Annotated in this window: 1 protein-coding gene; it reads right to left on the bottom strand. The window is 68.6% G+C overall.

Features of this window, described 5'->3' with window-relative positions; translation table 11 throughout:
* Positions 1-488 (bottom strand): type IV secretion system protein (locus Q1B08_RS21695; RefSeq protein WP_299823517.1); only part of this gene is annotated, 488 nt, incomplete at both ends.

A 488-nucleotide genomic window follows, 5' to 3' on the forward strand; every position in this document is an offset into this window, starting at 1 on the left:
TCAGCAGCACGGCGATCTCGCCCAGCATCCGGGTGTTGTAATCCACCGACGCCTTCAGGTCGGCGTTGCTGTCGATCCGGCCGATCAGCTCGTTCACCCGACCCATCGAGGTGTTCGCCCGCGCATAGGTGTCCTCGGCCGTGGCCACCGCCGCGAGGCCCGCGCCGGCCTGCGTGGCGAGCGCCCGGTCCTGCGGCGTCTCCGAGGCGAGGAAGGAATCGAGGTCGGGCAGGGCGAAGGTCGTCTTCAGCTCGTCGATCCGCGCGCTCAGCGCCGAGGCATTGCCCGGAATGGCCGAGTTCGTCATCGCGCCGGACATGATTGCCGACAGGCTGTCGGCCGATTCCCGTGCGGCGATGTCCTGCGCGGAGTTCAGGATGCCGGAGATCGCCTTGCTCCCGGTCATGCTCCGGAGCTGCTCGATCTGGTTGGCGTAGTCCTGCCGCATCTGTTCGAGCTGGGCGATGGCCTGCGCCACCGAGGCCGCG

The sequence above is a fragment of the uncultured Jannaschia sp. genome, from assembly GCF_947494025.1.
In the GTDB taxonomy this organism is placed as follows: domain Bacteria; phylum Pseudomonadota; class Alphaproteobacteria; order Rhodobacterales; family Rhodobacteraceae; genus Jannaschia.